The following is a 24,591-nucleotide window of genomic DNA, read 5'->3' as shown; positions in this document are numbered from 1 at the left end:
CGGATTATCACCAGCTATAGTCTAAATACAAAAATGAGAACGGAGTGCCATTGTTTGTACACTCTGTTCACATTTTCATTAGGCATCAAAATAGGCTTTTGCCTTCGCAATAAAAGACTCTTCCTCATCAGGTACATCTTCTTCATAGAAGATAGCATCTACTGGACAAACAGCTTCACATGCTCCGCAATCAATACAAATTGAAGGGTCAATCAAATATTGATCTTCCCCTTTTTCAATGCAATCGACTGGGCATGAGTCAAGGCAATCAGCAGCTTGTTCATCAATACAAGGAGATGTAATTACATACGCCATTTTTATCTTCCCTCCCAACGTTTATATCTGAAGTGTTTTCTTCACAAATGTGTGTCTATTGTATAATTAAATATTTTTATCTGTATTCCTCTTTTCTCCAGCATTTAAACCTATTTTTGGTAATTAGTATGGAGTATTAAGGAAGTGCTATTATTTTTCAAATATTCTTCATTTTCCTTTGACAATAACCACTTCCATTACATAGACTGAAGTTATAATCAAATATTCGTTTGAATGAGGTGCTTTTATTTTGGTTTCCAAGATTAAGCTAGATGCTGAGGTTTGTGAAGTTATTTGTAATGATGAAGAGAAGGTTAGTCGAGTCAAACAAGAAATGAGCGATATAACAGGCCTTGAGCTAATCTTTAAAGCTTTATCTGATGCTACACGTATAAAAATTGCTTATGCTCTCACAATAGAAGAAGAACTTTGTGTATGTGATGTTGCAACAATCATTGATTGTTCAATGGCAACAGCCTCCCATCATTTAAGATTATTAAAAAATATTGGGTTAGCGAAATTTCGTAAAGAAGGAAAGCTTGTTTATTATTCTTTAGATGATCACCATGTCAAACAACTAATTCAGATTGCCTATATCCATCATCAAGAAGGGCGGCCAAATCAATGAGTGAAGGTGAAGCTAAACAGAACTATCGGATTGAAGGATTTTCATGCGCTCATTGTGCGGGAAAATTTGAGAAAAACGTACAAAACATACCTGGAGTGAAAGTAGCGCATGTGAATTTTGGTGCTTCTAAACTTTCAATTGTAGGAGATGCCTCTCTTAGCGACATTGAAAAAGCGGGTGCGTTTGAAAAACTTAAAGTCATTCCTGAACAAAAAATAAATGAAAAGACTTATCGTGTACAAGGATTTTCCTGTGCAAATTGTGCTGCTAAGTTTGAAAGAAATGTAAAGAATTTGTCTGGTGTACAAGATGCCCATGTGAATTTTGGTGCAAGTAAACTCTCTGTACAGGGGGAGGTATCGATTGCAGAGTTAGAACAAGCAGGCGCTTTTGAAAATCTAAAGGTAGCCGAAGAGAATGCCTATGTCGGATTAAATGAAAAGGAACCAACCTCTTTTATAAAAAAATACAGTCGTGTGCTTATTGCTAGTTTGTTTGTTCTGTTTGGCTATCTATCTTGGATTGGGTTTGGAGAGAGCCATTATCTTACGGTTTCAATGTTTCTTTTCTCAATAATTATTGGTGGCTTAGATTTATTAAAAATAGGGGTAAAGAATCTAATAAAGCTAGATTTTGATATGAAAACATTAATGACTGTAGCCGTCATTGGCGGGGCAATCATTGGCGAGTGGGGAGAAGTAGCTGTTGTTGTCATTTTGTTTGCTATAAGTGAAGAACTTGAGCGTTATTCGATGGAAAAAGCCAGACAGTCTATTCGCTCGCTCATGAGAATTGCTCCGAAGAAGGCAATAATTAGAAGGAGCGGTATAGAGCAGGTTGTGTCTGTTGAAGAAATTCTAGTTGGCGATATTATGTTAGTAAAACCAGGACAAAAAATTGCCATGGATGGCATGATTGTTAAAGGTATATCATCCATCAATCAGGCATCGATTACTGGTGAGTCCATTCCAGTTGAAAAAGGTATAGATGATGAGGTATTTGCAGGTACATTGAATCAAGACGGTTATTTAGAAGTGAAAATTACGAAATTGGTCGGTGATACGACAATTGCCAAAATCATTCATTTAGTAGAGGAAGCACAGGGTGAAAAAGCACCTGCACAAGCTTTCATCGATCGTTTTGCGAGATACTACACACCAGTTATTATGTTAATAGCTGTCCTCATTGCCATCATCCCGCCATTATTTTTAGATGGGAGCTGGGAATCTTGGGTTTACCAAGCATTAGCTGTTTTGGTTGTTGGTTGTCCTTGTGCCCTTGTCATTTCGACACCAATTGCACTCGTTTCAGCAATCGGTAATGCAGCTAGACACGGCGTTCTCATTAAAGGTGGTATCTATTTAGAAGAGTTGTCGCATATACAAACAGTAGCTTTTGATAAAACAGGGACGTTAACAAAAGGAGAACCGGTTGTTACTGATTTTAATGTGCATGATGATGAGAAAGAAAGTGATGAATGGCTACGAATGATTGCTAGTATTGAAAAACTTTCCCAACATCCATTAGCTTCTGCAGTTATTCATTTAGCAGATGAAAAAGGGCTAAAAGGTAAAGACTTTGAAGTAACAGACTTTGCTTCACTAACAGGTAAAGGGGTCCAGGCAAAGATAAATGGAGAAAAATATTATATTGGAAACCCACAACTTTTTACACAATTACAAGTAATGCCTGAGACTATAGGTGAAATGATTGGAAGACAACAAAGCGAAGGAAAAACAGTCATTGTTTTTGGAACGGAAAAAAAGATACTCGTGACAATGGCCATTGCTGATGAAATCCGTCAAATAAGCAAAGCAGTAGTAGAAAAGCTACACCAATTAGGGATGAAACAAACGGTGATGTTAACAGGAGACCATCATAAGGCAGCCAGTAGAATCGGGGAATTAGCTGGGGTATCGAAAGTGTATGCAGAATTATTACCGGAAGAAAAATTGGCACTGGTAAAAAGACTACAAAAAGAGTCAGGACATGTGGCAATGGTCGGTGATGGCGTAAATGATGCCCCTGCTCTTGCTTCTGCACAAGTGGGAATTGCGATGGGAGGAGCAGGTACAGATGCTGCCTTAGAAACGGCGGATATTGCTCTCATGGGTGACGATTTATCAAAGCTCCCATTTGCGATTAAGTTAAGTAGAAAAACCATGAGAATTATAAAAGGAAACATTACCTTCTCACTTACGATTAAACTCATTGCTCTACTACTTGTTGTCCCAAGTTGGTTAACTTTATGGATTGCAATTGTAGCAGATATTGGTGCTACTTTAATTGTAGCCTTAAATAGTATGCGCTTAATGAAAGTGAAAGAGTAGGGGGAGGCGTAAAGCCTCCTTTTTGCTTGAATAGGAGAATATTATTTCAGTTGCTCTATTGTTTTTCCGAAAAATTCTGCAAACTTCATTAAAGTTTTTTCCTTTGGATTTGCTTGATTCAATTCATACCGTGAAATCGTACGGGCACTAATGCCGATGTGCTCACTTAATTCCTTTTGCGTCATATGCTTCTTTAATCTTTCTACTTTTAAGTTGAATCCTAATTGTTTAGACATAGAGGCTCCTTATGTTTTATGGGTATAATTAACTGGTTATATAGTACCATAAAAAATGGGTTTTTTCAGTATTATTGTGCATTTACACTGTGCTAATAGGAGAAAAGGTGGATAATAGATGGAAATAAGAAATGCGAGTAGAGCGATCATGATAGAAGATGAGCGCTTGTTATTAGTTAAATGTATGGATGAATTAGGCATTTTTTATGTTTTTCCGGGAGGAGGACAAAATCACGGGGAAACCCTTGAAGAAACAGTGAAAAGAGAGTGTTTAGAAGAAACTGGAGCTATTATAAAAGTAGGAAACCTTCGTTATATTCGCGAATATATAGGGGGAAATCATGAATTTTCATCGCAACATAAGAATGTACATCAAGTTGAATTCTTCTTCACCTGTCATCTGGTAGACCAGAATGATGCTATACTGGCAGATGATCACCAAGTGGGGATAGAGTGGATACCAATAAAAAGCCTTGAGACAATTCGGATCTATCCGCAAGAGCTAACAAAATACATACTCGATAATCATTCACCTGTCTATCTTGGGGATGTGAACTAAGATAAAAGAATGTAGTACTTAAATCAATTTGTCTAACTGCCATGCCTATATAGAAAAATGGTCAAAAGTATCCATACTTTTGACCATTACTGCAAGCAAATATTTTACACTTTCTCCATATAGGATCTATTTATAACGTGAAATTATTTATAGATTTTCTTCTTTAATTCTTTATTTCGCTCACTAAACAATTCGTTATGTGAAGAAACCATTCCGAATCCATTGGCTTCTGGATCGATGTATGTCTTCGCATGGTTAACAGCATTGGCAGCGTCTTGGAAGGCGCCGGCAATGAGATGAACTTTACCATCATGCTTCAGAATATCTCCTGCAGCATATAACCCAGGGATAGATGATTCACTTCTGCTACTACCTGCAATATAAAAATCATCAATCATGTCAATTTGCATATCACAATTATTGAGGAGTGCTGAGTCTCTTTCGTATCCATGGTTGATAATTACATCATCTATCGCAAGGGTTGATACCTCACCCGACTCATGATTAGTTAACTCCACATACTCAATACGGTCCTGTCCATCACCAGCAACAAGCTTAGTAATAGAAGAGTGGAAAATGACCTCAGCTGAGCTATTCTTAAGTTGTTCTACTTGTGCCTCATGTCCGCTGAGTTCACCTTTACGGTAAGTCAAATAAACTTTTTTTGCATAAGGAACAAGTTCATTTGCCCAATCGACAGCTGAGTTTCCTCCACCTGATATCACAACCGTTTTATCACGGAAGCTTTGAATGGATTTAACTGTATAGTGAAGATTTGATACTTCATATTTTTCTGCACCTTCGATTTGAAGCTTCTGTGGTTTTAAAATACCCCCACCTACAGCGACAATGACCGTTTTGGAATAATGTATTTGTCCTGATGCGGTATGTAGATGAAAGATACGGTTGTCATCTTGGTCGATTTTTACAATTTTTTCATTTAATACAACAGTGGGATCAAATGTTAAGCCTTGAGTAATGAGTTGTTCGATTAGTTTCTCACCAGGTACAGGAGCTAGGCCACCTACGTCCCAAATCATCTTCTCTGGGTACACATGGATTTTCCCGCCAAGCTGTGGTTGAAATTCAATAATCTTGGTCTTCATGGAACGTAACCCACTATAAAAAGTAGAATACAAGCCTGCTGGACCTCCACCAATAACTGTCACATCAAATAACTCATGCTGTTCCATCTTGATCCCTCCTAAATTCCGCAATTGATTATCATTCTCATTAAAGGATAACGCTTATTTCCCTTTTCTGCAAGAGAAACTTCCTACTTTTTCATTATAAGATAAATAGGCCAATGGATTTAACAAAAAAATCGCAGAGTGTGTGGATATCTCTACGATTTTTTTATTCCTTTACTCTAATTGTTAAAAGGATGATAAATGAAATAATAATCATAGCCCCTACCCATAGCCAAGCCATGGTCATTTGTCCGGAATCGATGGCTAGATAGATAGCAATAGGGATCGTTTGTGTTTCACCAGGAATATTACCTGCAAACATCAATGTTGCGCCAAATTCGCCTAGTGCTCTGGCAAAGCTTAAAATAGCGCCAGAAATGAGCGCCTTAGAAGCTAATGGAACAGATATTAGCCAAAATACTTTCCAATCATTTGCACCATCCACACGTGCTGCATCCTCGATATCACGATCAATACTGAGAAAGCCAGATTTAGCTGATTGATACATTAAAGGGAAAGAGACAACGATGGCGGCAAGGACTGCAGCCCACCAAGTGAAAATAATGGGCCGGTCGAATAGCCAAGTTATGGCTTGACCAGCCCAACTATTTTTACCAAAGATGACAATTAATAAGAAGCCAACGACAGTCGGTGGCAGTACCATTGGCAACATTAAAATCGTTTCGACGACTGCTTTGCCTTTAAAAGACCTCCTTGCGAGATAATAGCCAGCAATTGTTCCAATTATAACGACGATTATTCCAGCGAGAATGGCAATTTTTAATGAAATCCATATGGGACTTAGAAAGGTTGAACTGGTAATATTATTGAGCAGTGAATCCATATTCCTCAAAGACCTTTAATGCTTCATCAGATTGTAAGAAGGTATAGAATTCTTTCGCTGCATCGTAATTTTTCGTGTCTTTTACGATACCAACAGGGTAAATAATTGGTGTATGTGTATCAGCACCTGCTGTATCAATAATTTCAACCTTATCAGAAGCGAGTGCATCTGTTTTATAAACAATGCCTGCATTTACGTTGCCAGTTTCCACATAAGAAAGAACTTGTCTTACATCTTTTGCGTAAACAGTTTTAGCTTCTAGTTCGTTCCATAAGCCCATATTTTCAAGTGATTCGACACCGTAAGCACCAGCAGGAACAGATTCAGGTGTGCCAAGTGAAATTTGTTCAACTTCCTTTTTTGTTAAATCTGTAAAACCTGTTAGATTTTTTTCATCGGCTGGAGTGATTAACACTAAGCTATTCCCTAATAAATCAACACCATCTTCTTTTGCAATATTTCCTTCTTCTACTAAAATATCGAATTTATCTTCTGCAGCTGAGAAGAAGAGGTCAACGGGTGCCCCCTGGGATATTTGCTGTTGGAGAGAACCTGATCCACCGAAATTGAATGTGAGTTTTGTCTCAGGGTGTTGTTCTGCGTACATTTCATCTATTTCTGACATGGCATCTTGCAAACTAGCAGCAGCAGAAATGGTTAATTCTACCGGTTCTTTTTCTTTATTATTCGTTTCTTTTAGGGCAGTTTCTCCTTCATTTGAAGAACACGCTACGGTAAATAAAGTAACTAAGAGCAATAAACAAATCAGCTTTAAATGTTTTAACAAGTTGAATCATCTCCATCTTTCTTCTAATTAATTATATCTTTTTATATCTTATTATAACTAGTTATGAAATAAAATACTTTTTATACTAAAGGATCACTTTTTTTGACTCTTTATCAAATAGGAGGAGATGTTCACCAGTGAGTGATAAAGGTAATGGGTCACCTTTACTGAAGGATAATAATCCAGGTGCTTTTATCGATAAATGAATGCGGTTGTGTTTTGCATAAATAATAGTATCTGCACCAAGAGTTTCTAAGTCTTCAACGGTGGCGGTCAAGAGTGGATTATATTCATCTATGATTAAATGCTCTGGACGAACACCGATTAGTGCCTCATTAGTATTTTTTAAATTTTCACGTGAAAAATGAGTCGGAATTCCGTCAATTGTAATGACATTGGATTCGACTTTTCCTTCTAAAACATTGATAGCTGGTGATCCAATAAAGCTGGCGACAAAGAGATTAGCTGGCGTTTCATAAATTTCATGTGGTGTACCCACTTGTTGAATACTTCCATCTTTTAGTACGATAATACGATCAGCCATTGTCATTGCCTCTGTTTGATCATGTGTGACGTAAATGGTCGTAGTTGCTAGCCTTTTATGCAAAAGTGTAATTTCTCTGCGCATTTGTGTACGCAGCTTGGCATCCAGGTTAGAAAGTGGTTCATCCATTAGAAAAACGGGATTATCGCAAACGATTGCCCTAGCAAGGGCAACCCGCTGCCTTTGTCCGCCCGATAGATCTGTCGGTTTTCTTGTTAATAAACCTGTTAAGCCAGTAATCTCTGCGGCTTTCAACACTTTTTTCTTAATATCAGTTTTCTTTTCTTTCCTCATCTTTAAACCGAAAGCGATATTTTGATATACTGTCATATGAGGATATAATGCATAATTTTGAAAGACCATTGATAGATTACGTTCTCTAGTAGGGACGTTATTCATTTCTTTCCCATCAATTATTAATCTTCCAGAAGTGATGTTTTCTAAGCCGGCTATCATTTTTAGGATCGTTGATTTTCCACAACCAGATGGACCAACAAAGACAATAAACTCTTGTTCTTTTGTTTCAAAGTGGAAATCTTTTATGACCGGTTCACCTGAATGATAAGATTTAGAAATATGTTCAAAGATTAATTGTGTCATTTTGCTCACCTTTTAATTAGTTATAATTAGTTATTGTTAATTATAATAAAAACATAAACAAAAAACGAATCCTTTTTGAAATATCCTGGAGGTGATACTTTTGACGAACGATGCATCTTATACAATAGAAGAAGTTTCACAATTATTAAAGGTTTCAAAGTTAACAGTATATGATCTTATTAAAAAGGATCAACTTCCTGCTTATCGTGTAGGGAGGCAAATGAGAATTGATGCCGTCGACTTGGAGCGTTACAAATCCAAGAGTAAAACAGGTATCACCAAGAATAAAGCTGTGAAAGAAGTAAAAGAGAAAGTTCATTCAGTTGATGATGGTCATGTGATTATAAGTGGACAAGATATTGTTTTAGATATACTAGCTAAACATATAGAAAATGAAAAAGGACAACCACCATTAAGAATGTATAGTGGTAGCTTGAATAGTTTATTTTCGATGTATCGTGGAGAATGTAATGTCGTTAGTTGTCATTTGTTTGATGGTGATACAGGAGAATATAATACGTCTTATGTGAAGAAAATTCTTGTCAGTCAACCGTTTATCCAACTGAATCTTGTTTACCGTACGGCAGGTATCTACGTACAAAAAGGAAACCCTCTGCATATTCAAGGATGGGCAGATCTTGGGCGTGCGGATGTTACCATCATGAATAGGGAAGTTGGCTCTGGCGCAAGAGTGTTATTGGATGAACAACTTAGAGTTCATGGATTCAATGCGAGCAAGCTTAATGGGTATGACCATGTGTTAACAAGCCATTACTCTGTGGCTTCAGCTGTCGCGAGTGGTCAGGCGGATATTGGTATAGGTATTGAAAATGTAACAAAAATGGTCAATGTTGACTTTATTCCATTAATATCTGAGCAGTATGACCTTATCATTCTTAAAGAAAATGAAGAACTTGTACAATTGTTGAAAGAAACGGTTAATTCCCAAAGTTATAAAAAGGAAATCGAACAGCTATACGGCTATGATTTACGTAAGTGTGGGGAAGTTATTTATGAATCATAAGAGAAGGAAAAACCTATTGTCTGAAAAAGACAGTAGGTTTTTTGTTGAGGATAACAAGTCTTGCCATCCATCACTTCTTTCTATGGTAAAATTAGAGTAATAAAATTCTGATTTTTCCATGAATAGGGGATAAATATGATACAAATCATTCAAGCTAATTCAACCCATATTAATGGGATTATTAAGGTGTGTTCAAATGGATATCGGGCGACCTATAAGGATTTATATACGAAGGAATATATTGAGAGCGTGATCAGTGATTTTTACAATGTTGCTAGAGTTTCAGCAGAAGTTGAAACGAGGAATCGCCAATGGGGAGGTTACTTTGTAGCAGTAGATAATGAGCGTGTTATTGGTGCAGGTGGCGGTGGATTGACTGGTGAAGGAATCGGGGAAATATTTGTTTTATACCTTGATCCAGCTAGGAAAAACGAAGGTATCGGCACAAAACTATTACATGCTATTACGAAACAACAAAAAGAAATCTACGGTGTAAAAGAACAATGGGTATCTGTTCAAAAGGGAAATAGAATGGGCATTCCCTTTTATGAGGCAAAAGGTTTCGTTTTGCAACATGAACAGAAAGGTTGGTATAACAAGGGGCAAGATGAATATAAAACTTTGCGATATGCGCGGGATATTTAGTAGGAAAAAGAGTTGGTGAAATTTAGCTCGTTGTATTCACTAAACAAAGTAACTAAGCTACAGGGCACAATTAAATATCGGTGGTGAGAAACGGATGAAACTAGTTTTTTTGCATGGATTAGGCCAGACCAATGATAGTTGGATAAAGGTTAAGAAGTTTATGGGGGACGGATACGATGCTAGGTTCATCTCTATAGATGAATTAGTGAAAACATCTGAATCTATTACTTTCAATCAGTTATCTAAATCTTTAACTAATGTGCTTCATACAATAGATGGTCCGTTTATCATCATTGGACTATCATTAGGAGGATGCTTTGCATTACATCAATCCCTTATCACGAACCCTCATTTAAAAGGGATGGTATTATCGGGAACGCCATACTCATTAGTAAATGGATGGAAGATTAAAAGCATATTTCAGCTGCAAAAATATATATTTAAGCTCATACCAACAAAAGTATGGAGGAAGCAAGGGATAGAAAAGTCAACAATTATTCCCCTTTATCAATCTATGGAAAGTTATGATTTATCTCATTCATTGCATCAAATAAATATTCCGACCTTAGTATTGGTTGGTTCTAAAGACCGTATAAATATGCCTACTGCAAAAGAATTGGCAAATTTGATCCCACATGCGCAATTACAAATCATAAATAATGGTAGCCATGAACTGAATACACAAATGCCGCAACAGTTTGCAGAGGAAGTGGAAACTTTCTTAGTGAATACGAATTTAAAATAAGCGATTTTACTAAGGAGGATAAATGGTGATTCTTTCAATTTTGATGATTGTTTTTATTGCCATTGCCAATATAGCAGGGGCATTTGTAGTTTTTAAAAAAAGAAGTGTATACAAGGGAGCACTCATTATTCTAGCATTTGCCCCTGTATTTGGCGGTATGGGGAGTTTAATAGCTATCTCTATAATCCGCGATCCGTTTACCGTTTTTTATGGTCTGCAAATAGGCTATATGTTGCTTGTTAATAGTGGGATAGTATTATTTATCGCCGTGATAGTAAGTTGCTTACAAAAAGTACTCAAAATGATGTAAATATAATCAAAAGAAGTACTGTTAAGGAACAGCACTTCTTTTAGTTTGATTCTAGTTTTCTCTTTTTGTCACTTATTGCGCCGTATACCCACCATCCATCACAATCGCCTGGCCTGTTACGCCACCAGCTAAATCACTGGCTAGGAACATGGCATAGTCAGCAATTTCTTTTACTTGTAGTAAGCGTTTTTGTGGAACGAGTGGATAGATGACTTCTTCAAGGACATTTTCTAATGGCACATTTCTTGTTGTTGCTAAGTCTTGTAATTGGTTTTGCACAAGTGGTGTGTCAACATAACCAGGGCAAAGGGCATTGACTGTAATGCCATCTGCTGCGGACTCTAGTGCGGCCACTTTTGTTAAGCCGATTACACCATGTTTCGCACTATTGTAGGCTGCTTTGTTGGCAAATCCAATTAATCCGTTAATGGATGCAATATTTAAGATACGACCAAATTGTTGTTCTTTCATAATTGGTAATACGTGTTTGAGTGAAATAAATGGTGCTGTAAGCATGATTTTAATCATCAGCTCAAATTTCTCAGTAGGGAAATCTTCAATGGGTGCCACATGTTGCAAACCGGCATTATTAATAAAGATATCGATTCTTCCATGTGTTTTCTTTGTTTCTTCAATCAAGCTGATAATGTCTTCTTCTTTTGTTACATCAGCTTTCAGGCCAGACACTTCTAGCCCTTTTTCTTGAAGAGATTGCGCAGAATTTTTGACTTCCTCTTCATTAATATCGGAAAGAACGACCTTGGCTCCGTTTTCGGCAAAAATTTTGCCAATCTCATAACCAATGCCTCGTGCTGAACCTGTTATAATTGCCACTTTATTAGATACCATTTTGACATTCCTCCATATCAATCTAGTGGCTTATTCCAGTATGAAGATGTGTAAAGTCAGTAATAGGGAGTTGGGGAGTTAAAACTGGAAAAATCGTAACATAGATTCACGGTTTTCGCAATTATTTTATTTTTGGCACAGTAATTGCATTTTTAATTTTTGAAAAGTTAAAGGAGGTTACAACGATGATAAGAAATATTACTGTGATTGGTTCAGGTGTAATGGGGACAGGTATTGCGATATCGTTTGCAACTAAAGGATACGACGTAATACTGAATGATTTAAATGATGAATTATTACATAAAGCAGAAAAAAGAGTAGCTGCAGATGTAGCATTACTTGTTGAAGAGGAAGTGTTATCAGAAAAGGAAGCGGATACAAGCTTGAATGCTATTAGATATGTTGCTAACTTATCTCAAGCAGTTCAAGAAGCAGATTTAATTATTGAAGCAATACCAGAAGTGATTGAATGGAAGTGGGATTTATATAAACAGTTGGAAGAAATGAAGCAACCAACAGCGATCGTTGCCTCAAATACATCAACTTTTCCTATTTCGAGATTAATGGAGAAGTGCACGTTTGCTGATCAAATGGTGATCATGCATTTCTTTAACCCAGCACATCTAGTTCCCTTAGTAGAAATTATTAAACATGAACAGACTTCGGATGCAATTGTTGAAGAAGTGAGAAACATTATGAAAGAAATCGGCAAAGCACCTGTTATTTTACAAAAAGAAAAGTCTGGCTTTATTGCTAATCGATTACAAACAGCCTTAATGAGAGAAGCTTTTTCATTATTGGCTGAAGGCGTGGCAACAGCTGAAGATATAGATACGGCTATTACCGCAGGGCCAGGTTTCCGCTGGGCATTTACAGGGCCGATTGAGATTGCTGACTTCGGGGGATTAGATACTTGGGAAAGAGTATTTAATAACGTTGCTTCAGAATTAAATGACACAAAGGAAGCGCCAGCCATTATCTCTGACTTAGTAGCCGAGAAGAAGCTTGGTGTAAAGACAGGTGAAGGGATTTTCCAATATGAAGGAGAGATGGTCTCTAATAAACTATTAGAAAGAGACCGTTCCTTTATTCGCTTAGCAAAAATGAAAAAATAATGCGTAGGTGTAGAACGACAAAAAGTTCTACACCTTTTATGTGATTAAAAAATTTCTTTTGCCTGGCTATGATATAATAATGAAAATTATCAGATTGTAAAAAGTAGATTGTAAGGAGAGATCTAAGATGCAAAACAGTCATGCCATCCAGAATGAACAGTTATTTAACAAAATCATAGATGAGCTGCCGTTAGGGGTGATGATACTTAATCATCAAAAGGAGATACTGTTTTGTAATCAAAGATTGTTGTGGATGATGGATGACGATGAAAACGAAATGACTCATCTTCTCCAACAAGACTTCCTTCTCAGTACAATCGTTAAGATGAAAATAAATAAAAAAGAGCTATTAATTAAGGGTGAACGGTTAGAAGGTATAAATGGCGCTGCCTATATGTATCTTTGTGCACTTTCAAATGAAGCTATTGCAGATTTGCTACCTACCGGCCAAGGACAGCAAGAGAATGAGATGCTAATAGAAGACATTCTAGAATATGCTTATGACGGCTTAGTGCTTGTTGATGCAAAAGGCTATGTCGTTCTGTTGACGCAAGCATATGCGGAATTTTTGAAGGTCGATCAGAAAAGCTCAATAGGTAAGCATGTTACAGAAGTGATCGAAAATACGAGAATGCATATCGTTGTAAAAACAGGTAAGCAAGAAGCAGCCTCTTTACAGAAAGTAAATGGTGGCTATATGATTGCTACTCGTTCGCCTATTTTTAAAAATGGAAAAGTAGTAGGTGCGGTTGGAAAGCTCCTATTTAAAAATGTTGGTCAGTTTTCCGCATTATTTAAACGATTGCACTCATTAGAAAAAGAGTTGAAGAAATATAAGGGTGATTTTAGAGAAAGTAATAAAGCATCATACTCTTTTCATCATTTAATTGGTGAATCTCCTGCTTTTAAACAAGTAAAAGCCCAAGCAGTCAAAGTGGCCGAAAATGATTCTAATGTGTTGCTCTTAGGTGAGAGCGGGACAGGCAAGGAATTATTTGCACATGCGATTCATCAGGCAAGCAGTAGGGGAATGGGGCTGTTTGTAAAAGTGAATTGTGCTGCTATCCCAGCTGAATTAATTGAATCCGAACTATTTGGCTATGAAGAGGGAGCGTTTACAGGTGCAAGAAAAGGCGGCAAAGCAGGAAAGTTTGAAACAGCAGATGGAGGCACAATTTTTTTAGATGAAATAGGTGAGCTGCCCATTCATATGCAAGTGAAGTTATTACGCGTGTTACAAGAAAAAGAAGTTGAACGAGTCGGTTCAACTAATAGTAAAGCCATTGATGTTCGTATTATTGCAGCAACTAACCGTAATCTAGAGGATATGGTTGATAAAGGAGAATTCCGATTGGATCTTTACTATCGCTTAAAGGTGATGGAAATAACCATTCCTTCTTTAAAAGATAGAAAAGAAGATGTTTCACGACTGTCTCATTATTTTACAGAAAAATACGCAACAATGATGGCAAAACCAGTCAAGGGGATTGACGAAAAGGCGCTCCATATCTTGAAAAACTACCATTGGCCAGGCAATATTCGAGAACTTGAAAATGTAATCGAGCGCGCGATGAATATGGTTGATCTCAATTGTTTTATTGAACCGAAGCACTTGTCGGCAAATATTAAATTACAAGAAACAGTAATACCTACACGTACATTAGCAGAAGTCATGGAAGAAACAGAAAAACAAACCATTATTCAATGTCTAACAGCAGTTGGTGGCAAGAAAACAGAAGCAGCCAAACGTCTCGGCATTAGCCGTACGACATTGTATGAAAAAATGAACAAATATCATTTGCTAGAAGAGTAAGCAAGGTTTAGAACGGGATTCTACCAAATACTTGTTATAGTGTTTGGTAGGATTTTTTTTGTATGATACCCAAAACGGTACAACTGTAGATGATGATTGTTAATTATCCACACAAAAAGACGGAAAAACTCGAAGGAGTGTAGGCAATTGGAGTTTGCCCACACAAAAGAGTGGAAAATCCAGAAGAAATGCGGGTAATAAATTACGATTTGTCCACACAAAAGAGTAGAAATCCCAAGAGTAGTGTGGATATCAATGTTTATCCACATTATCTGTAACCCCTATTCTCACAAAAGCAAAAAAGATAAATGATTCGATATTCCGTAAATCTGTTAAGTAATCCGTACAAGAACTGAGTGGATATTCTTAGAGTGTGCGTAAATCCATACAGAATAACCGCAGTGTTTTAAAAGTGACAGTTTTTCTGAACGGTTTTTGCGAAAAAAATGTGCATGAATATAAAAAAGAATAAGAATAGAGGGAATTTTTAAGTTGGCACGTTCATTGCATAGTTTTAACAGACGGTTTATTGTCAGTATGACTCCAAAAGAAATTTTTGGGGAGATGTATATGGAAATGAAAACGTTTTCTACAAGTAAAAGTAAGAGGGAGTTACAAAGGGGGAGAAAAGCAACAATCGGACGACTCTGGGGAGAAGTCAGTTTGACTTGTTAGCGAAAATAAAGGGGGATTTCATTGTTTATTGAGATTTTTGCTATTATACTAGCATTAGGACTTTTAATTTTCTTAGCTTATCGTGGTTATCCAGTTATTATTATTGCCCCAATTGTTACGTTATTAGCTGTTGTCATATCTGGAGGGTTATTATTACCAAGCTATACAGAGACGTATATGTCGAATGCAGCTAATTATATCAAATCATTTTTCCCAATCTTCCTACTAGGTGCGATTTTCGGAAAAGTGATGGAAATGACAGGAGCAGCAGCAGCCATTGCAAGGACAATTGTATCCTCGCTAGGATCAAAACATGCTATTTTAGCTGTTGTACTTGCATGTTCTGCGTTAACATATGGAGGCGTTTCCCTGTTTGTCGTCGCATTTGCTGTTTATCCGTTTGCTGCAGCTATCTTCAAAGAAGCTGATATTCCTAAACGTTTAATTCCAGGCGCTATTGCATTAGGAGCATTCACGTATACAATGGACGCACTACCTGGTACGCCACAAATTCAAAATATTATACCAACGAATTATTTTGGAACAGATGCTTATGCTGCCCCTCTTGTAGGTATCATTGGAGCAATTATTATCTTCACTGGCGGGATGATTTGGTTAGAACGTCGTAGAAGGAAAGCGCTTGCGAATGGCGAAGGTTATGGTACAGGGCATAAAAACGAGCCTGAAAAAGTCGACCCGAATACGTTACCAAGTTTTTGGTTAGCAATCTTACCACTTGTTGTCGTGATTGCATTAAACTTTATTTTTAGCCGCACAAGTTGGTCTGCGAAATTCTGGTATGATGCATCGCAGCTTTCTGAACAATACAATATTGCTGATCCAAGCACAGTCACTTCAACATGGGCACTCGTTGCAGCATTAACCATCGGAATAATTGTCGCAATGCTCACGAATGTGAGAAAAATAAAAACAGGTTTGGCAGCAGGGTTAACGACAGCTGCTATGGGTTCATTACTAGCAATCTTTAATACTGCTTCTGAAGTTGGCTTCGGTAATGTTGTGAAAACGCTACCGGGTTTTACAGCGATTCAAGACTGGGTATTTAATGCAAGCAATAATCCGTTAGTCTCTGAAGCAATTGCTGTAAACGTACTCTCAGGGGTAACTGGGTCTGCCTCAGGTGGGTTATCAATCGCATTAGAGGTAATGGGTGCACAATATTTACAGATGGCACAAACATTAGGTATTTCGCCAGAGTTACTTCATCGTATTGCTTCTATGGCTTCAGGTGGAATGGATACCCTTCCTCATAACGGTGCTGTTATTACATTATTAGCGATTACTGGCTTAACACATAGACAATCATATGGAGATATCTTTGTGTTGACAATATTAAAAACGATTACTGTATTTGCATTAGCTTTTGCTATTTCACTATTTATTTAATTTAATAGTTTATAAGGAAGATGGAAGGAGAGTCATACCATGAGTAAAATAATTACATCTTTAGATGAAGTGTTAGAACAAGTTCAGGACGGTGCTTCTATAGCAGTAGGTGGTTTTGGTTTATGCGGTATTCCAGAGAAACTAATTATAGCCCTGCAAGAAAAAGGAACGAAGGAACTAACGGTATACAGTAATAACTGTGGTGTGGATGACTGGGGATTAGGCTTACTTCTACAAAATAAACAAATCAAAAAAATGGTCGCCTCTTATGTAGGAGAAAATAAAACATTTGAAAAACAATTTTTAAGCGGTGAGCTTGAAGTTGAACTCGTTCCTCAAGGTACATTAGCTGAAAGGTTAAGAGCTGGTGGCGCTGGAATTCCAGGATTTTATACTGCAACTGGTGTAGGCACAGAGGTCGCTAAAGATAAAGAACATAAAGAATTTGATGGAAAAACATATATTTTAGAAAGAGGCATTGTAGCGGATTTCGCTTTTGTAAAAGCATGGAAAGCAGATCCATTTGGCAACTTAGTCTTTAGAAAAACAGCTCGTAATTTTAATCCAACTGTGGCGACAGCAGGAAAAATAACGATTGTTGAAGTAGAAGAGTTAGTTGGTGCGGGAGAATTAGATGCAGATGAGATTCATACACCGGGCGTATATGTTCAACATGTATATGAAGGAAAAGCTTATGAGAAAAGAATAGAGAGACTAACAACGAGAAAAGAAGCTTAAAAGGAGGACATAATCATGAGTGGAAGAGAAAAAATACTCAATAGAGCAGTAAAAGAAATTAAAGATGGTATGTGTGTAAACCTTGGTATTGGCATGCCTACTTTAATTGCAGATCGCATCCCTGAAGAATTTGATGTGATGCTTCAATCCGAAAATGGTTTATTGGGCATTGGTAGCTACCCGAAAGAGTCTGAAGTAGACGCTGATCTTATCAATGCTGGAAAAGAAACAGTGACAGCTAAACGTAATGCTTCGTATTTTGATAGCGCAGAATCCTTCTCTATGATTCGTGGCGGTCATATCGATCTTGCTATCCTTGGTGGTATGGAAGTATCTGAAACAGGTGATTTAGCCAATTGGATGATACCAGGAAAAATGGTTAAAGGTATGGGTGGCGCCATGGACCTTGTTCAAGGAGCAAAAAGAATCGTTGTCATCATGGACCATCGTAATAAATATGGTGAATCTAAAGTGAAAAAGAGTTGTGAATTGCCACTAACTGGTGAAGGAGTTGTTCATGTACTTATTACGGACATGGCAGTCTTCGAATTCACTGAAAAGGGCATGGAACTTGTAGAATTACAAGAGGGCGTGACTTTAGAAGAATTAAAAGAGGCAACTGCCGCTTCTTTTATTGTACGTGAATCGGTGAAATAAATTTGTAGCAAAAAGACTGACTTTATTCTTGAGTCAGTCTTTTTGCTATATGTAAGAGGGGTTAGGAAGATAAGTAAAATAAAGTGGGAGTTTGTGAACAAGTCAGGCATCGTTAGGTGAGTTGTTCTTTAAGTAATGAATACACACAAAAGTGGGAAGGAAAAGGCAGGGAAATGCGTGTAGTTCAAGTATACGCGCAAAGGTGGTAGGGAGAAGCCAAAGAACTGCACGCAAATGATGAATACGCGCAAAAGCGAGGAGTAGCAAACAAAGAACTGCGCGCAAATGATGAATACGCGCAAAAGCGAGAAGTGGCAAACAAAGAATTGCGCGCAAATGATGAATACGCGCAAAAGCGAGGAGTAGCCAACAAAGAACTGCGCGCAAAACATAAATACGCGCAAAAGCGAGGAGTAGCCAACAAAGAACTGCGCGCAACCCATGAATACGCGCAAAAGTGAGAAGTGGCAAACAAAGAACTGCGCGCAAAACATAAATACGCGCAAAAGTGAGAAGTGGCAAACAAAGAACTGCACGCAAAACATAAATATGCGCAAAAGCGAGAAGTGGCAAACAAAGAATTGCGCGCAAATGATGAATACGCGCAAAAGCGAGGAGTAACAAACAAAGAACTGCGCGCAAATGATGAATACGCGCAAAAGCGAGGAGTGGCAAACAAAGAATTGCGCGCAACCCATGAATACGCGCAAAAGCGAGGAGTAACAAACAAAGAACTGCGCGCAAATCATAAATACGCGCAAAAGCGAGGAGTAGCCAACAAAGAACTGCGCGCAACCCATATATAAACCCAAACTCACAAAAACGCAGATGGTGTGTTAAATAGTTGTTTGTGTACATCTTCCTATAGTCAATGGCAAGTCTGCCATTTTTGCTTAAAGTCCAAATACCTCTCTCTTTTCCCTTGTAAAATATAAAAAAATATATTATTCTATTCCCAAAAGGAATGAATGTTCATTCCGAATCATATATTGACTAAAGTGAGGAGCGAGTATATGACGGACGCAAAAAAGTCGAAGCGGCAAGATATATTGGATGCCGCGATTGTTTTGTTTGCAGAAAGGGGGTATAACGGGACGACGGTACCAATGATTGCTGATGCTGCAAAGGTTGGGGCAGGAACGATTTATCGTTATTTTGATCATAAAGAGAACTTAGTTAATGTGCTCTTCCAGGAAAAACTAAATGCGTTATTTGAACAATTATTAAAGGATTATCCGACTGATGCAAGTATCCGTGAACAATTTCATCATATCTTTGAGAGTATTCACCACTTTGCGATGGGAGATACACATGCGCTACATTTCATTGATTCTCATTGTAATGAAATGTTTTTAACAGAAGAGAGTCAGGAACTTTTTGATTCGTTTATAGAGTATATCTCCAATGTTGTTAGGGTTGGTCAAGAAAGAGGAGAAATTATTGTTCTACAAACAGAGGCTTTGATAGGTGTTGTTTATGGTGCCATTGTACAAATTTTAAAAATGGTGCGGGCAGGAACGATTGATGGTAGTTCTCCTTTAATGGATAACTTAGAGGAATGTTGTTGGAATGCGATTAAAGCCAACTAGTTAAGCTAGCTTGAAAGTTGATTTCAAGCTGAACATAAATAGGAATGAATATTCATTCCGTGATTTAAAAAAGAGAAAGGAGCCAGAACGTGTCAAAGTTTAAAAATGTAAGAACCCTATTATTTTTCGGGTGGGTTGTCATCTCAATATTAAGTTTCCTTTGGATGCCGAATATGGATGACCTTGTTAGAGAAAAGGGGCAAATAACCATACCAGATAATGCCTTAAGTAGAGAAGCGTCACACATGTTAGAGGAAATGAATGAGAATGCAAATACGTATGATTTTATAGCAGTAATAGGATCAAAAGATGGCAAGAAAATGTCTAATCAGGAGAAAGAGGAATTAGATAAACTTCTTGCAGAATTAAAAGCCAGACAATCAACACTTGGTATCGAAGAGATGACAACGCATTTAGATGGTGAAGAAGCAGCTTCGGTTCTAACAGCTGAAGATGGTTCGACCATACTAGCGCAGATTTCTATTGACCGAGAGCAAGGAGAATTACAGGAAGTCGCTAATTCTCTTAGAAGTGAGCTCATAACAGAAACACTCCAGGTTTCTATTACTGGCAACGAACTTGTCATGGAAGACTTTGTTCAGGCGACGCAGGATGGGATTAAGAAAACCGAGGCAATTGCCGTCGTATTCATCCTACTCGTATTAATTCTTGTTTTCCGTTCACCGATTATACCGTTTATCTCATTATTATCTGTGGGTGTATCCTATATCGTCTCTATGTCTATTATTGCCAACTTAGTAGAATCATTTAATTACCCATTTTCAAATTTTACGCAAGTATTCTTAGTAGTGATTTTATTTGGAATAGGTACGGACTATAATATTTTACTTTTTACGAGGTTTAAAGAAGAGCTGAGTAAGCAGGAATCCATTTTAGAGGCACTTAAAGTTACCTATCGTACGGCAGGAATTACTGTTTTATATAGTGGTTTAGCGGTGTTTATTGGTTTTATTGTATTAATGTTTGCTCAATTTAGCTTGTATCAAGCTAGTTCGGCAGTAGCTATTGGTGTAGCAGTCCTTGTCGGAGTGTTGTATACATTTAATCCATTTTTCATGTACGTATTAGGGAAGAAAATGTTTTGGCCATCTAAGAAATTTGATGGTCATGCAGACAGTAAATTTTGGGGATTTCTATCAGGACATTCAATAATGCGTCCTTTTCTCTCATTATTTATTGTCCTCCTTATCTCTTTACCATTTGTATTCAAATACTCGGGAGAATTAAGCTATAACGACCTTCTTGAAGTAGATGATTCTTTTGAATCAAAACAGGGGATCAATCGGATAGAAGACCATTTTCCTTCTGGGTTCTCAGCACCGGCAACATTAGTTATAAAAAATGAGCAATCACTCAATCAACAAGAGTCATTGCAAGCGATAGATGAATTGACAGAGAAAATATTAGCTGTCGATGGCGTATCCAAGGTACAATCTGTAACAAGACCAGCTGGAGAAAAAATACCAGAACTCTATTTAAATGATCAAACAGATCAATTAAACCAAGGGATTGGGGATGCTAACAAAGGGGTAGGATCGATACATGATGGTTTATCTTCTGCTGAAGGAGAATTATCAGCCAATCAAAATAGTAATCAATTAGAAGATGTGCAAACACTCATTGATGGAACAACAAATGCTAAAAACGGAGCGTCGACCTTAGTTGAGGCACTGAATGAATTAACATCTGGAATTCAATCAGGTAGTAGTGGGGCAAGTGAGTTAAATCAAGGGATTGCAGATGTGAAGGCAAGTGTGGAACAGCTTTCTGGTGCAACTGGCACATTATTGAATGGCTATACAGATCTGCAAACAGGTCTTTCGAATACAGGCAATGTATTTATACAGATGAATACTGCAGTAACAAGCATGACTTTAGCATTTACGCAAATTGAGCAATCTTTAACAAACTATATTGAAGAAAATCCCGAAGTTGCTTCAGATGAACATATGCAATTCGCATTAGGAACAGCAGGGGAGGCGAAGCAACAAGTTGAGGGGTTAAATACGCAATTAGAAGCTGTCCATCCGCAATATGAAAGAGCGATGACGCAGTTTGAAGAAGCGAATGCAGGACTAGAGCAAGTGGATGCTGGTTTAGAAAAACTGCATAACGGTTTAGTTGCATTAGAGTCAGGCGCAAATGAATTGCAAGCAGGGCTAGCAAATGGTGCAAATGCATCAGACGAAATGGCAACAAAATCGGGTGAATTAGCGTCTGGTTTAGCCCAGATTAATGAGGGACAAACCATGCTCCAAACGGGTTTAAATGATTTAAGTGAGAAAATGGTGGAGTTACAAAAGGGATTAGTAGAAAGTACAGATGGATTAAATCAAGTAGGAGAAGGTTTACAGGATGCAAATAAGTATCTTAGCGGGTTAAGTGACTCGAAAGCTTCAGAGAAATTCTTTATTCCAGAGGAAGTGTTAAATGGAGAGGAATTCCAGCAAGCACTTGATATGTATGTATCAGATAATCAAAAAATGACGACGTTGACGATTGTGTTAGAAGAAAATCCTTATACAAATGAAGCGATGAAGGTAATGGAGGAAGTCAATCGTCAAGTGCCGGCAAGCTTGAAGGCAACCATTTTACAAGATGCTGAATATGCAATCGGTGGGCAAACACAGCAAAATCTAGATTTACAAAATATTGCTACAGAAGATTTCGCTCGAACGGCAACAATAATGTTAATTGGCATTGGCGTCGTTCTAATGGTCATTACCCGTTCTGTTATGCAGCCATTATATATTATTGCTGCACTTCTATTAGCCTACTATACTTCATTAGGTATTAGTGAATGGATGAGTCAATCTATTCTTGGCGTGGGTGAACTCGCTTGGAATGTGCCGTTTTTTGGCTTTATTATGATTATCGCTCTTGGGGTCGATTATAGTATCTTTCTTATGATGCGTTTTAATGAAGTGGATGGTAATCCAGTAAATGCGATCTTAACGGCAGCGAAAAATATAGGTGGAGTAGTGATATCGGCTGCTATTATTTTAGGAGGGACCTTTGCTGCATTAATCCCTTCAGGTGTTATTACACTGATTGAAGTGGCGCTAGTTGTGATAATTGGGCTAATCATGCTGAGCTTACTTATGCTACCAATCTTAGTCCCATCATTTTTAGCCATTGGGGAGAAATTAAAGAGAAGAAGAGAAGAGGCCTAAAGTTAAGAAGAACAATCTCTTCCCCGGTTTTCTTAAGACCCTTCTATCAGAAATAAGAAAAGAGCCGAACATTCGCTTCGGCTCTTTTGCTTTAATCCTTCTTTAACTTCGCAGCCCAGAAATTCCCTAATGACTGTAATCCTTGTACTAAAATAATCAGTAAAATGACTGTGACATACATCACATCAACTTCATATCTTAAATGTCCATAACGGTAGGCTAAGTCACCAAGTCCTCCGCCGCCAACGAGTCCCGCCATTGCTGTAGCACCAATTAATCCAATTGTTGCAATCGTGAGTCCAAGAACGATTGAAGAGCGAGATTCTCTAACAAGTACATTCCATATAATATGTCTTGTTTTAATTCCCATTGCTTCATAGGCTTCGACTACGCCACGGTCAACCTCAAGTAATGCTGATTCAATTAAGCGCGCAATATATGGAGCAGTATAAATAACAAGTGGGACAATTACGCCTTTTACACCAATCGATGTACCGACAATAAATTTGGTAAACGGTAGAATGAAAAATAATAAGATGATAAAAGGTACGGAACGAATGACGTTAATCACTACGTTGAGCACATTATATACAAATTTATTATCTAGGGCTTTACCTGGTCTAGTCAAAACAAGGAGAATCCCTAATGGTAGCCCGATCAGAATGGAAATAGCGAGAGAGATACCAACCATTTGGAAGGTTTGTATCGTTGATTCCCATAAATCAGCACCCCATGCATCAAGAAATTCGTTGATGGCGTTCATTGAGTGTCACTCCTTCCACATGGACTTGTTTCTCTTGTAAAAATTGTATGGCTTTGTTAATTTCTGCTGTATCGCCTTTAAAATGGACAAGCAACTGTCCGAATGCTTCATCTTTTAATCTTGTAATATTACCAGATAAGATATTAGGGAAAATATCATATTTTTTCGTTACTAATGCAAGTGCAGGATCACCTGATGATTCACCAAAGAAAGATAATGTTGCCACTTGGCCACTTTCACTTAATTCCTCTAATAGATCATCGGGGATATCATGTGAAAATAAGCTATTAACGAATCTTTTTGTTGTACTGTGTTGAGGAGAGGTAAAGATATCCTTCGTTCGTCCCTCTTCAATAATTTCCCCATTTTCCATAACGGCCACACAATCGCAAATCCTTTGGATAACATTCATCTCATGTGTAATAAGGAGAATCGTAATCCCTAATTCTTTATTGATTTTTAATAGCAAATCAAGAATTGCCTCTGTTGTATTTGGATCTAAGGCGCTTGTTGCTTCATCGCTGAGTAATACTTCTGGTTCATGCGATAATGCACGTGCAATAGCAACCCTTTGCTTTTGGCCACCAGATAACTCAGCTGGATAAGCATTTTGTTTTTCACTTAAACCGACAATCTCTAAATATTTATTAACGCGGCTCTTTACTTCTTTCTTATCTAATCCTGTTAGTTTAAGAGGGATAGCAATATTATCATAAACTGTTGCTGTTTTTAATAAGTTAAACCCTTGAAAAATCATGCCGATATGACTTCTTGCTTCACGGAGTTTTCCTGGTGTCAGCGTGGTTAAATCCACCCCATTGACTTTTACAGAACCACTATCAGGTTTTTCAAGTAAGTTCACACAGCGAATTAATGTACTTTTACCAGCGCCGCTGTATCCGATAACCCCGTAGATTTCTCCTTGATTCACTGATAGTGAGACATCCTTTAATGCATGGATGCTTCCTTGTTTTCCTGTAAAGGTTTTGGTTATATTCTTAAGCTCTATCATGATTTGATGCTCCCTCCGTAAC

The 24,591-nt window shown here is 37.6% G+C and carries 25 protein-coding genes; 16 read left to right on the top strand and 9 right to left on the bottom strand.

All coding sequences use genetic code 11. The features are described from left to right. Positions 1-78: 78 nt before the first annotated feature. Positions 79-315, bottom strand: coding sequence for a 4Fe-4S binding protein (locus MKX67_RS19790; protein WP_224937055.1), 237 nt, complete (start codon positions 313-315; stop codon positions 79-81). A gap of 247 nt (positions 316-562) precedes the next feature. Here MKX67_RS19790 and MKX67_RS19785 point away from each other — a divergent pair, with 247 nt between their 5' ends. Both MKX67_RS19785 and MKX67_RS19780 read left to right on the top strand, forming a co-directional pair. Next, positions 563-943: a metalloregulator ArsR/SmtB family transcription factor gene (locus MKX67_RS19785; RefSeq protein ID WP_233435373.1), complete on the top strand. Its 381-nt coding sequence runs from the start codon at positions 563-565 to the stop codon at positions 941-943. Next, a complete protein-coding gene (locus MKX67_RS19780; RefSeq protein WP_342488638.1) occupies positions 940-3,273 on the top strand; it encodes a heavy metal translocating P-type ATPase in 2,334 nt (777 codons plus the stop codon). Before MKX67_RS19785 ends, MKX67_RS19780 begins: the two co-directional genes overlap by 4 nt. A gap of 41 nt (positions 3,274-3,314) precedes the next feature. Here MKX67_RS19780 and MKX67_RS19775 read toward each other — a convergent pair whose 3' ends face one another. After that, positions 3,315-3,509, bottom strand: a complete 195-nt coding sequence (locus MKX67_RS19775; RefSeq protein ID WP_224937052.1) for a helix-turn-helix transcriptional regulator — start codon at positions 3,507-3,509, stop codon at positions 3,315-3,317. Positions 3,510-3,627: 118 nt separating this feature from the next. Here MKX67_RS19775 and MKX67_RS19770 point away from each other — a divergent pair, with 118 nt between their 5' ends. Continuing rightward, positions 3,628-4,068, top strand: coding sequence for an NUDIX domain-containing protein (locus MKX67_RS19770; protein WP_342488637.1), 441 nt, complete (start codon positions 3,628-3,630; stop codon positions 4,066-4,068). 143 nt (positions 4,069-4,211) lie between these two features. Here the strand turns inward: MKX67_RS19770 and MKX67_RS19765 are convergent, their stop codons facing one another. The 4 genes from MKX67_RS19765 to MKX67_RS19750 all read right to left on the bottom strand — a co-directional run bounded on the left by MKX67_RS19765 (position 4,212) and on the right by MKX67_RS19750 (position 8,033). After that, complete coding sequence (locus MKX67_RS19765; RefSeq protein ID WP_341105852.1) at positions 4,212-5,261, bottom strand: NAD(P)/FAD-dependent oxidoreductase; 1,050 nt, start codon at positions 5,259-5,261, stop codon at positions 4,212-4,214. Between the two features lie 163 nt (positions 5,262-5,424). After that, on the bottom strand, positions 5,425-6,102 hold the full coding sequence (gene modB / locus MKX67_RS19760; RefSeq protein ID WP_341105854.1) for a molybdate ABC transporter permease subunit: 678 nt from the start codon (positions 6,100-6,102) through the stop codon (positions 5,425-5,427). After that, positions 6,083-6,889 carry a molybdate ABC transporter substrate-binding protein gene (modA, locus tag MKX67_RS19755; RefSeq protein WP_342488636.1) on the bottom strand — a complete coding sequence of 269 codons (807 nt, stop codon included), beginning with the start codon at positions 6,887-6,889 and terminating at the stop codon, positions 6,083-6,085. Before modA ends, modB begins: the two co-directional genes overlap by 20 nt. 85 nt (positions 6,890-6,974) lie before the next feature. Then, positions 6,975-8,033: an ABC transporter ATP-binding protein gene (locus MKX67_RS19750; RefSeq protein WP_342488635.1), complete on the bottom strand. Its 1,059-nt coding sequence runs from the start codon at positions 8,031-8,033 to the stop codon at positions 6,975-6,977. A 100-nt stretch (positions 8,034-8,133) separates the two neighbouring features. Between MKX67_RS19750 and MKX67_RS19745 the strand changes: the two genes are divergently transcribed. From MKX67_RS19745 to MKX67_RS19730, 4 genes are all read left to right on the top strand, one after another. Further along, positions 8,134-9,057, top strand: coding sequence for a helix-turn-helix transcriptional regulator (locus MKX67_RS19745; protein ID WP_342488633.1), 924 nt, complete (start codon positions 8,134-8,136; stop codon positions 9,055-9,057). A gap of 135 nt (positions 9,058-9,192) precedes the next feature. Next, positions 9,193-9,702 carry a GNAT family N-acetyltransferase gene (locus tag MKX67_RS19740; RefSeq protein ID WP_307317736.1) on the top strand — a complete coding sequence of 170 codons (510 nt, stop codon included), beginning with the start codon at positions 9,193-9,195 and terminating at the stop codon, positions 9,700-9,702. A gap of 94 nt (positions 9,703-9,796) precedes the next feature. Further along, positions 9,797-10,447, top strand: a complete 651-nt coding sequence (locus tag MKX67_RS19735; protein WP_307317734.1) for an alpha/beta hydrolase — start codon at positions 9,797-9,799, stop codon at positions 10,445-10,447. Positions 10,448-10,472: 25 nt separating this feature from the next. After that, a complete protein-coding gene (locus tag MKX67_RS19730) occupies positions 10,473-10,757 on the top strand; it encodes a 3-isopropylmalate dehydrogenase (protein ID WP_224937044.1) in 285 nt (94 codons plus the stop codon). Between the two features lie 72 nt (positions 10,758-10,829). Here MKX67_RS19730 and MKX67_RS19725 read toward each other — a convergent pair whose 3' ends face one another. After that, positions 10,830-11,606 carry a 3-hydroxybutyrate dehydrogenase gene (locus tag MKX67_RS19725; RefSeq protein ID WP_095371951.1) on the bottom strand — a complete coding sequence of 259 codons (777 nt, stop codon included), beginning with the start codon at positions 11,604-11,606 and terminating at the stop codon, positions 10,830-10,832. A gap of 185 nt (positions 11,607-11,791) precedes the next feature. Between MKX67_RS19725 and MKX67_RS19720 the strand changes: the two genes are divergently transcribed. The 9 genes from MKX67_RS19720 (at position 11,792) to MKX67_RS19680 (ending at position 22,794) form a co-directional block, all read left to right on the top strand. Beyond that, positions 11,792-12,721, top strand: coding sequence for a 3-hydroxyacyl-CoA dehydrogenase family protein (locus tag MKX67_RS19720; RefSeq protein ID WP_307317731.1), 930 nt, complete (start codon positions 11,792-11,794; stop codon positions 12,719-12,721). Positions 12,722-12,848: 127 nt separating this feature from the next. Beyond that, positions 12,849-14,534 (top strand): sigma 54-interacting transcriptional regulator, encoded by a 1,686-nt coding sequence (locus MKX67_RS19715; RefSeq protein WP_233435199.1) that lies wholly within the window; start codon positions 12,849-12,851, stop codon positions 14,532-14,534. Positions 14,535-15,230: 696 nt separating this feature from the next. Further along, complete coding sequence (locus MKX67_RS19710; RefSeq protein ID WP_095371953.1) at positions 15,231-16,616, top strand: GntP family permease; 1,386 nt, start codon at positions 15,231-15,233, stop codon at positions 16,614-16,616. Between the two features lie 39 nt (positions 16,617-16,655). Next, complete coding sequence (locus MKX67_RS19705; protein ID WP_095371954.1) at positions 16,656-17,354, top strand: CoA transferase subunit A; 699 nt, start codon at positions 16,656-16,658, stop codon at positions 17,352-17,354. A gap of 12 nt (positions 17,355-17,366) precedes the next feature. Continuing rightward, positions 17,367-18,011: a 3-oxoacid CoA-transferase subunit B gene (locus MKX67_RS19700; protein ID WP_233435374.1), complete on the top strand. Its 645-nt coding sequence runs from the start codon at positions 17,367-17,369 to the stop codon at positions 18,009-18,011. Positions 18,012-18,337: 326 nt separating this feature from the next. Beyond that, positions 18,338-18,472 (top strand): hypothetical protein, encoded by a 135-nt coding sequence (locus tag MKX67_RS19695; RefSeq protein ID WP_322910475.1) that lies wholly within the window; start codon positions 18,338-18,340, stop codon positions 18,470-18,472. A gap of 54 nt (positions 18,473-18,526) precedes the next feature. Then, positions 18,527-18,817 carry a hypothetical protein gene (locus MKX67_RS19690; protein ID WP_342488630.1) on the top strand — a complete coding sequence of 97 codons (291 nt, stop codon included), beginning with the start codon at positions 18,527-18,529 and terminating at the stop codon, positions 18,815-18,817. A 207-nt stretch (positions 18,818-19,024) separates the two neighbouring features. After that, a complete protein-coding gene (locus tag MKX67_RS19685; RefSeq protein WP_095371956.1) occupies positions 19,025-19,600 on the top strand; it encodes a TetR/AcrR family transcriptional regulator in 576 nt (191 codons plus the stop codon). Between the two features lie 89 nt (positions 19,601-19,689). After that, the gene (locus MKX67_RS19680; RefSeq protein WP_342488628.1) at positions 19,690-22,794 is read left to right on the top strand and encodes an MMPL family transporter; all 3,105 of its coding nucleotides are present in this window, start codon (positions 19,690-19,692) and stop codon (positions 22,792-22,794) included. 91 nt (positions 22,795-22,885) lie between these two features. On the opposite strand, the gene MKX67_RS19675 is transcribed toward MKX67_RS19680, so the two are convergent. Together MKX67_RS19675 and MKX67_RS19670 are read right to left on the bottom strand one after the other, a co-directional pair. After that, complete coding sequence (locus tag MKX67_RS19675; protein ID WP_342488627.1) at positions 22,886-23,557, bottom strand: methionine ABC transporter permease; 672 nt, start codon at positions 23,555-23,557, stop codon at positions 22,886-22,888. Then, positions 23,532-24,569, bottom strand: coding sequence for a methionine ABC transporter ATP-binding protein (locus tag MKX67_RS19670; protein ID WP_342488626.1), 1,038 nt, complete (start codon positions 24,567-24,569; stop codon positions 23,532-23,534). The genes MKX67_RS19675 and MKX67_RS19670 overlap by 26 nt, the downstream gene beginning before the upstream one ends. Positions 24,570-24,591 lie beyond the last annotated feature (22 nt).

The organism is Cytobacillus sp. FSL W7-1323 (genome assembly GCF_038595015.1).
GTDB lineage: Bacteria > Bacillota > Bacilli > Bacillales > Cytobacillaceae > Cytobacillus > Cytobacillus kochii.
The sequence above is the reverse complement of the archived record's forward strand: the minus strand, read 5'-3'. Positions and strand labels throughout refer to the sequence as shown.